Origin of the sequence: Streptomyces sp. NPDC051217 (genome assembly GCF_044455465.1) — a bacterium.
GTDB lineage: Bacteria > Actinomycetota > Actinomycetes > Streptomycetales > Streptomycetaceae > Streptomyces.
Window position 1 is genome coordinate 130002 of record NZ_JBITEV010000010.1, and the last position, 8151, is coordinate 138152.

The window sequence follows — 8151 nt, forward strand, 5'->3', positions numbered from 1 at the left end:
CCTACGTTGGCGCCCTGCCGGCCACCGTTCGACGGCCCTAATCCGTGGCGATCGCGTTCAGGACATTCATGCGGCCGGCCCGGAAGGCCGGGACGAGCGCGGCGAACAGTCCCACGAAGGCCGAGGCCACGAACACCCCGCCGATGGTCGGCCAGGGGATCTCCAGGACCCCCAGTCCCTCCAGGGCGAGGATCTTCTGCGCCGCGGTGCCCCAGCCCATGCCCAGACCGAGGCCGAGGAGGGCTCCGAAGAGGGCGATGACCACCGACTCCAGGCGGATCATGCGGCGCAGCTGACGGCGCGACAGACCGATGGCCCGCAGCAGTCCGATCTCCCTGGTCCGCTCGACGACCGACAGCGCGAGGGTGTTCACCACTCCCAGCACCGCGACGATGATCGCGAGTCCGAGCAGACCGTAGACGATGTTGAGCAGCTGGCCGATCTGGTCCTTCAGATCCTGCTTGAAGTCCGTCTGGTCCTGGACCTTGTACTGCGGGTACGCGGCCAGCGAGTCCTTCAGCGCCGCGTACGCCTCCTTCTCCTTGCCGTCGTCGGCCGCCGCGAACATGAGGATGTTCTTCGGCAGCTTCTCCGCCGTCAGATACCGCTCGGCGGTGGCGATGGAGAGGTACTTGGCGCCCTTGTCCACCGACACGTCGTCCGACGTGATCGCCGCGACCTTGAGCTTGCCGGTCTCGCCGCCCTTGAAGGCGACGGTCAGCACATCCCCGACCTCGACGCCGTGCTCCTCGGCGAACGTGTCGCCGACGGACATGGCGTCCTTGCCGTACGCGGCGGACAGCTCCCCCGCGACGGTCTCACGGCGCAGATCCTGCGCGTACGTCGAGTCGGCCGCCGCCAGATCCTCGCTGACGGTCTTCCCGTCGGGCGTGGTCAGCTCGGCCTCGATCGACTTGTACTCGGTGATGTGTGAGGTGTGGGGCGCCGCCTCCAGCGCCTTCTGGGCCTGCGGCACGATCGGCTGACCGCTGCTGGACTGGATGATGAAGTCCGCGCCGACCGACTTGTCCAGCTCGTCCGTCGCCGACGCGACCATCGACGAACCGACCACCGACAGACACGCCACCAGGGCCAGTCCGATCATCAGCGCCGCACCCGTGGCTCCCGTACGCCGCGGGTTGCGCAGCGCGTTGCGCTCGGCCATCCGCCCGACCGGACCCCAGGCACGCAGCACGAACAGGCTCAGGATCCGGACGAAGAACCCGGCGAGCAGAGGGCCGATGACGACGAAGCCGATGAGTGTGAACACCACGCCGACGCCGAGGAACAGGGAGCCCTCGCTCGCCTTCTCGGCCCCCGTGGCGGCCAGGAGCGCGGCGAGGCCGCCGGCGGTGAGGACCAGGCCGATCGCGCCCCGGATCCGTCCGGCGCGGCCGTCGGCCGGCGTCCCGGCGTCCCGCAGCGCCGCCATGGGCGAGATCTTCCCGGCCCGGCGGGCCGGGATGTACGCGGCGAGGACGGTGACGATCACCCCGAGCGCCAGCCCGACCGTGGGGGTCGTCCACTTCACCGTGAGGTCCTGGGTGGACAGCTCCATGCCGATGGACGACATCAGTTTCATCAGGCCCACGGCCAGCCCGACGCCCGCGGCGACACCGGCGATGGAGCCGACGATGCCGAGCAGGACGGCCTCCAGCAGCACCGACCTGTTGACCTGCCTGCGGCTGGACCCGATGGCCCGCATCAGGCCGATCTCCCGGGTGCGCTGGGCGACCAGCATGGAGAAGGTGTTGACGATGAGGAAGATGCCGACGAGGAAGGCGATCCCGGCGAAGCCGAGCATCGCGTACTTCATCACATCGAGGAACGAGCCGACGCTGTCCCGGCCCGCGTCCGTCATCTCCTTCTGGGTCTGGAGCTTGTACGCGCCGTCGAGGGAGCCCGCGAGGTCCGTCTTGAGCTGGGTGTCACTCACCCCCTGGCCGGCCACGACGTTGATCTGCGTGAACCTGCCGGTCTCACCGAGGAGTCCGCGCTGGGCGGTCTCGGTGTCGAAGTAGAGGATCGTCGCGCCCGGGTTGGTCACCTTGAAGGTGGCGATGCCGACGATCGTCGCCGTGATGTCGCCGGTGACCACGATGGTGCGCAGTTCGTCGCCGAGCTTCAGGTCGTGCTTGTCCGCGGTGTCGGCGTCGACCATGACCTCGGTGGGGCCGCGCGGGGCGTGCCCGGAGGTGATCTCCATCGAACGGAGATCGTTCTCGGTCCAGTTGCCCGCGATCGTCGGGGCGCCGCTGGACGCCCCCACGTTCTCGTTCTCGGAGTCGACGACCGTGACGCTCATGCTGCTCACCGCGCCCTCGGCGGACTTCACGCCCGGCGAGTTCTCGACGCGTGCGACGACGGAGGCCGGCAGCGACTCGGGCTTGCCTGTCTGCGACGGCATCTCGTCGGCGGCCGCGGCGCCCTTGGGGCTGACGGTGACGTCGGACGAGGTCGAGGCGAAAAGCTTGTCGAACGTGGTGTTCATCGTGTCGGTGAAGACGAGCGTCCCCGAGACGAAGGCCACCGACAGCAGGACGGCGACGGCGGAGAGCGCCATGCGCCCCTTGTGCGCGAGGAAGTTGCGCACCGAGGTCTTGACGACGGTCACGACGTCCGCCCCCGCGCGTCGAAGTTCTTCATACGGTCGAGGACCTGCTCGGCGGTCGGGTTGCGCATCTCGTCGACGATCCGGCCGTCAGCGAGATAGAGCACCCGGTCCGCGTACGACGCGGCGACCGGGTCGTGCGTGACCATCACCATGGTCTGCCCCAGCTCGTCCACCGACCTGCGCAGGAAGCTCAGCACCTCGGCGCCGGCCCGCGAGTCCAGGTTTCCGGTCGGCTCGTCGCCGAAGATGATCTCGGGCTGGGCGGCGAGCGCGCGGGCGACCGCCACGCGCTGCTGCTGACCGCCGGAGAGCTGGGTGGGCCGGTGCTTGAGGCGGTCGGCGAGGCCGACGGTCTCCACGACCCGCTGGAGCCAGTTCCGGTCGGGCTTGCGGCCCGCGATGTCCATGGGCAGCGTGATGTTCTCCAGGGCGTTGAGCGTCGGCAGCAGGTTGTAGGCCTGGAAGATGAAGCCGATCCGGTCCCTGCGCAGCTGCGTGAGCTTCTTGTCCTTGAGCTTGGTGATCTCGGTCTCGTCGAGGTGGATCTCCCCCGAGGTGACCGTGTCGAGCCCGGCGAGGCAGTGCATCAGCGTCGACTTTCCGGAGCCCGACGGGCCCATGATCGCGGTGAACTGCCCACGGGCGATGTCCACATCGACATGGTCGAGCGCGACGATCCGCGTCTCCCCCGAGCCGTAGGCCTTGACGACCTGCCGCGCTCGCGCGGCGACGGCCAAACGCCCTCCCGTGCCCCCGTGCTTGGGGATGGTTACAGCCGTTGTCACGGTAAGTCTCCTAAGTCCGTTGATAATCAGGCGTCGTGAGGCACGGGTGCGCGCCTCGCGCTGTGTGGTGGTGTGCGGCGAATGGTCGCGCCGTGCGTACGTGCCGTGCGGTCGTCCTGTGCGGCCGTCCCGCTGTGTGCCTTGAGTCTGCTCGCCCCAGGTACCCCGGCGCGCTGGGGAAAAGCTCACACTTCTGCTGGGGTTTCCCTCAGCATTTCCTGGTGGTAGCCCCCCTCGGGCCCCGTCCCCCGTCACCTGCCGGCCCCCCGACCGGCCCCTGCGGTGTAAGACCAACTTAAAGAACGGCACCGCTCCTCTCATCCTCCAGCGGGACGAACCGGCCCCCGGCGGAAGTAGGGAGGACCACCTAAGGGCTCTCCACCCTCAGGTGGAGCCCGACTGAGGGTTCGCTCCGGGAACCAGCCCGCACCCTGCCGCGGCGAGAGGGTCAAGTGAGAGGCTGTTCCCGGGAGATACCTGCATAGGGAAGGAATCCAGTGACCCCCGTCATACCCGAGCCCCGCCGCGGTCCCGTCGTCGCCGCCCTGATGCTCGGCATGGCACTGGCAGCGCTGGACGGCACGATCCTGTCCACCGCCGTCCCGCAGATCGTCGGAGACCTCGGCGGCTTCTCGATCTTCTCCTGGCTCTTCTCCGGCTATCTGCTGGCCGCGACGGTCACCCTGCCCGTGTACGGAAAGCTCTCCGACACCTTCGGCCGTAAGCCCGTACTGATCGCGGGCATCGTCCTCTTCCTCATCGGCTCGGTCCTCTGTGCCACCGCGTGGAACATGGGCTCCCTGATCGCCTTCCGCGTCGTCCAGGGGCTCGGCGGCGGCGCGATCCAGGGCACGGTGCAGACGATCGCCGCCGACCTGTACCCGCTGAAGGAACGCCCCAAGATCCAGGCCAAACTCTCCACCGTCTGGGCCACGTCCGCCGTCGCGGGCCCCGCGCTCGGCGGACTGCTCGCGGGGTACGCGGACTGGCGCTGGATCTTCCTGATCAATCTGCCGGTCGGCGCGCTCGCGCTGTACCTCACCGTCCGCCACCTCCACGAGCCCGGCCGCGAAGCCGCGCCCGCGGGCGACCGCGAGGCGGGAGACTCCGCGCGTACGAAGCGACTTCCCCGCCCCAGGACCGGCGCCGGGGCCCGCCCCCGTATCGACTGGGCGGGCGCGCTCGCCGTCTTCGCCACCGGCACGCTCCTGGTCACCGCCCTCGTCCAGGGGGGTGTCGCCTGGCCCTGGCTCTCCGCGCCCTCGATCGCGCTCCTCACCGGTACCGCGCTGCTCGCCGCCGTCACCTTCCTCGTCGAACGGCGCGCGGCCGACCCGATCATCCCCGGCTGGGTCTGGCGCCGCCGCCCCATCGCCGCCGTCAACCTGGCGCTCGGCGCGCTCGGGCTGCTGATGATCGCCCCGACGGTCTTCCTGCCGACGTACGCCCAGTCCGTCCTCGGCCTCGGCCCGATAGCCGCCGGTTTCGTGCTCTCCGCGATCACCCTGACCTGGCCGATCAGCGCGGCCCTCTGCGACCGCGTCTACAACCGCATCGGCTTCCGCCTCACCGCCGTCACCGGCATGACCTTCGCGCTCCTGGTCCTGCTGGCCTTCCCCCTGCTGCCCTTCCCCGGCCAGGCGTGGCAGCCGGCGCTGCTGATGCTGCTGCTCGGCGCGGCGCTCGGGCTGTTCCAGCTCCCGCTGATCATCGCCGTGCAGGGGACGGTCGGCTGGTCGGAGCGCGGTACGGCGACGGCGTCGATCCTCTTCTACCGCCAGCTCGGCCAGAGCGTGGGCGCCGCGCTCTTCGGGGCGCTCGCCAACGGCGTCATCAGCAACAGGCTCGCCGACTCGCCCGGCACCGGGCTCCCGCGCGACCTCGACTCCGTGTCGCACGCCCTGGACGACCCGGCGGCCCTCACCGACCGCGCGGCCGACTTCCTGCGCCGCGCGGTGGACTCGGCCGTCGACGCCGTCTTCCTGGGCGCGGCCGCAGCCGCCGCCCTCAGCCTGCTGGTGCTCCTCTTCCTGGCCCCACGCCGCTTCCCCGTCCACCAGGACCCCCCACCGGAGCCGGAGCCGGACCCTCGGCCCCACAAGGCGACGGATCCCGCGACCGACCCCGCGACGGGCGCCTCTTAAAGAGGCCGACAGCGCCCAGGCCCTGTCCGGCGGGTGTCATCCCTAACCCTCCGCAGGCGCCCGGCCCGTCAGGGCCGCCAGGCTGTTGCGGACATGCGTCATCCGCGCCTGGACCTCCTCACGGACCTCCGTGTGCTCCCGCAGGATGCGATCCGTCTCCCGTACGGTCCGCTCCTCCGCCGCCCGCGCCCGCGCGATCAGCTCCTCCGCGCGCGCCGCCGAATCCTCCTGGATGTGCCGGGCGCTCTCCTCCGCCTCCGCGAAGGCACGCTTCGCGTCCGCGAGACCGGCGTCCGCGCGGGCCGCCAGCTCTGTCCGGCGCGCCTGCTCCTGAGCCTCACGGCCCGCGAACTCCCGCTCGGTCGCGCCCAGCCGGTCCGCGTGCTCCTGCGCCAACTCGGTGAGCAACGCCTCCGTACGCTGCCGGATCTCGTCGAAGCGGGCCAGCGCCGCGTCCCGTAGCTCCTCGGCGTCCCGGCGCGCGGCCGTACGCAGTTCGTCGGCCGCGCCCTGCGCGTCCTGAAGGGTCCGGTTCGCGTACGCGTCCGCGTCGGCGGTGACCGCCTCCATGTACGCGCGGGCCGCCTCACGCGTCCTGCGGACCGCGTCCGCGGCGTCGTCGGTCAGCGCCGACGCGTACTCCCGCGCGGCCGTGCGCGCCCCGTCCGCCTCCTCGACGACCAGGGCCAGTATCTTCCGGGCGCGCTCGCCCAGTGAGTCGTACGTCTGCGGCGGCAGCGCCTCGACCTGCTGCCGCAGCAGCTCCGCCTCCAACTGAAGGCGCTCCGCCGCGATGGCGAGCCGCCGCTCCTGCGCCTCGGCGACCTCGCGGTCCCTCGACAGCTCCGTGACCCGCCGGTCGACCTGCTCGGGGCGGTAACCGCGGCCCCGTAGGGAGTCGAAGCCGTGAGCCGATGCGCGTGCAGCAGCCATTACTGAAGCCTCTCTCCGAACATACGGTGACGGGACAGGCGTCCCCGCGAAACGCCCCACCCGTCCATCCTGCTCAAGGATGCGGCATTTGACGCCGGGCGCCTGATTCCTCTTCCGCCGCCGATGGCGCGGCCGACGCGTTCAAGCCATCGTCCGAGGCAACCGCCGGAACGGCCGGGGCGCCCCCCGTGAATCACGGAGGGCGCCCCGGGCGCGGTTCTGCGTGGCGGATTTCACCGCCGGATCAGCGCCGTACGGTCAGAGCAGCCCGTCCCACATCTGCTCCAGCAGTACCGACCACCAGCTCTCCGGCGACGACAGCGCCGCCGGATCGATCGCGGCCAGCTGTGCCTGGAAGTCGACGGTCCAGCGGCCCGCCTGCTCCGGATTCAGGCCGAAACGCAGCCGCCACATGCGGCCGAGCAGCGCCATCGAGCGGGTGAACTCCGGCAGCCCGGTGTTCACGAACTGCGGCGGGATCGTCTGACCGCCCGGACCCGTCTCGACCGACACGGCCATGATGTGCGCCGTGCCGTACTGGACACAGATCGCCCGGCCGAAGTCGCTGCCCATGACCAGGTACGAGCCCGCGTCCGCCGCCGGCTGCACCTGCCGCTGCGCGGCCAGCTCGGCCAGCGTCGGCACCACCGGCTGCGCGGGCTGGGCCCAGAAGAACGGGCCGAAGTCGCCCGGCAGGCCCGCCCATACGAGCGTGCGCGCCACGACCTCCGGTACGCCCTGACGGGACACCGCGCGCTGGTCGAAGCGGCAGATGCCCTGCGGGCCGAACGCGCCCGCCAGCTCCTGCGCGATCGCCTCCGGCGGCACCGGCTGCGCGGGCGGCACCTGCGGCAGCGGGGCACGGACCGGGGCCGGACGGGCCGGACCGTCCGCGACCTGGTGCAACTCGCCCTGGTGGGTGAGCAGATGCTGCATGCCCTGCTGGCGGCTGGAGTGGTCCCTGCCGTACGGGGCGACGCTGGTGATCCGCACCTGCGGCCAGGTCTCGCGGATCATCCGCGCGCAGTAACCGCCGGGCAGCTCGCAGGACTCCAGCTCGGTGTGGAGTTCGAGCACCTGCTGCGGCGGCACGTTCATCGCGCGCAGCTCGTGCAGGATCTGCCACTCGGGGTGCGGGGTGCCGGGCGCCGAGCGGCGGATGAGCTGGGCCTCGGAGCCGTCGGGCGCGCGGTAGCGCAGCACGGCCTGGTAGCCGGGGCCGACCGTCGGCATGCCCGTGGGCTGCTGCGGATAGCCGTACGTGCCCGGCGGGGCGCCGGTAGGCACTCCGGGAGGGCCGGGCGGACCGGGGGTGCCGGGCGGCGGACCCGGTACGCCGCCGGGGCCGGCCAGCATGGTCGCCGCGTGATGCACACCACCGGGCGGAGGCGTACCAGGCACCCCCGGGACACCGGGCGGACCCGGCGGCATCCCAGGCACCCCCGGAGCACCGGGCGGACCCGGAGGACGCGGACCACCCTGCGACGGCGACTGACCACCCTGACTCGGATCCGCCAACATCGTCGCCGCGTGATGCACACCACCAGGCGGAGGCGTACCAGGCACCCCCGGGACACCAGGCGGACCCGGCGGCATCCCAGGCACCCCCGGAGCACCGGGCGGACCCGGAGGACGCGGACCACCCTGCGACGGCGACTGACCACCCTGACTCGGA

General features: G+C 71.4%; 5 protein-coding genes. 1 reads left to right on the plus strand and 4 read right to left on the minus strand.

Features of this window, described 5'->3' with window-relative positions; genetic code table 11:
* Window positions 1-37 precede the first annotated feature (37 nt).
* Both ACIBBB_RS22610 and ACIBBB_RS22615 read right to left on the minus strand, forming a co-directional pair.
* Entirely contained in the window at window positions 38-2614 is a 2577-nt protein-coding gene (locus tag ACIBBB_RS22610; protein WP_398984654.1) for an ABC transporter permease, read from the minus strand.
* On the minus strand, window positions 2611-3399 hold the full coding sequence (locus tag ACIBBB_RS22615) for an ABC transporter ATP-binding protein (protein WP_398984656.1): 789 nt from the start codon (window positions 3397-3399) through the stop codon (window positions 2611-2613). Before ACIBBB_RS22615 ends, ACIBBB_RS22610 begins: the two co-directional genes overlap by 4 nt.
* A 548-nt stretch (window positions 3400-3947) precedes the next feature.
* Here ACIBBB_RS22615 and ACIBBB_RS22620 point away from each other — a divergent pair.
* On the plus strand, window positions 3948-5543 hold the full coding sequence (locus ACIBBB_RS22620) for an MFS transporter (RefSeq protein ID WP_398985009.1): 1596 nt from the start codon (window positions 3948-3950) through the stop codon (window positions 5541-5543).
* A 42-nt stretch (window positions 5544-5585) separates the two neighbouring features.
* On the opposite strand, the gene ACIBBB_RS22625 is transcribed toward ACIBBB_RS22620, so the two are convergent.
* Together ACIBBB_RS22625 and ACIBBB_RS22630 are read right to left on the minus strand one after the other, a co-directional pair.
* On the minus strand, window positions 5586-6476 hold the full coding sequence (locus tag ACIBBB_RS22625) for a cellulose-binding protein (RefSeq protein WP_398984658.1): 891 nt from the start codon (window positions 6474-6476) through the stop codon (window positions 5586-5588).
* A 258-nt stretch (window positions 6477-6734) separates the two neighbouring features.
* Window positions 6735-8151, minus strand: a 1417-nt coding sequence (locus ACIBBB_RS22630; protein ID WP_398984660.1) for an SUKH-4 family immunity protein, incomplete at its 5' end; no start/stop codon positions are given.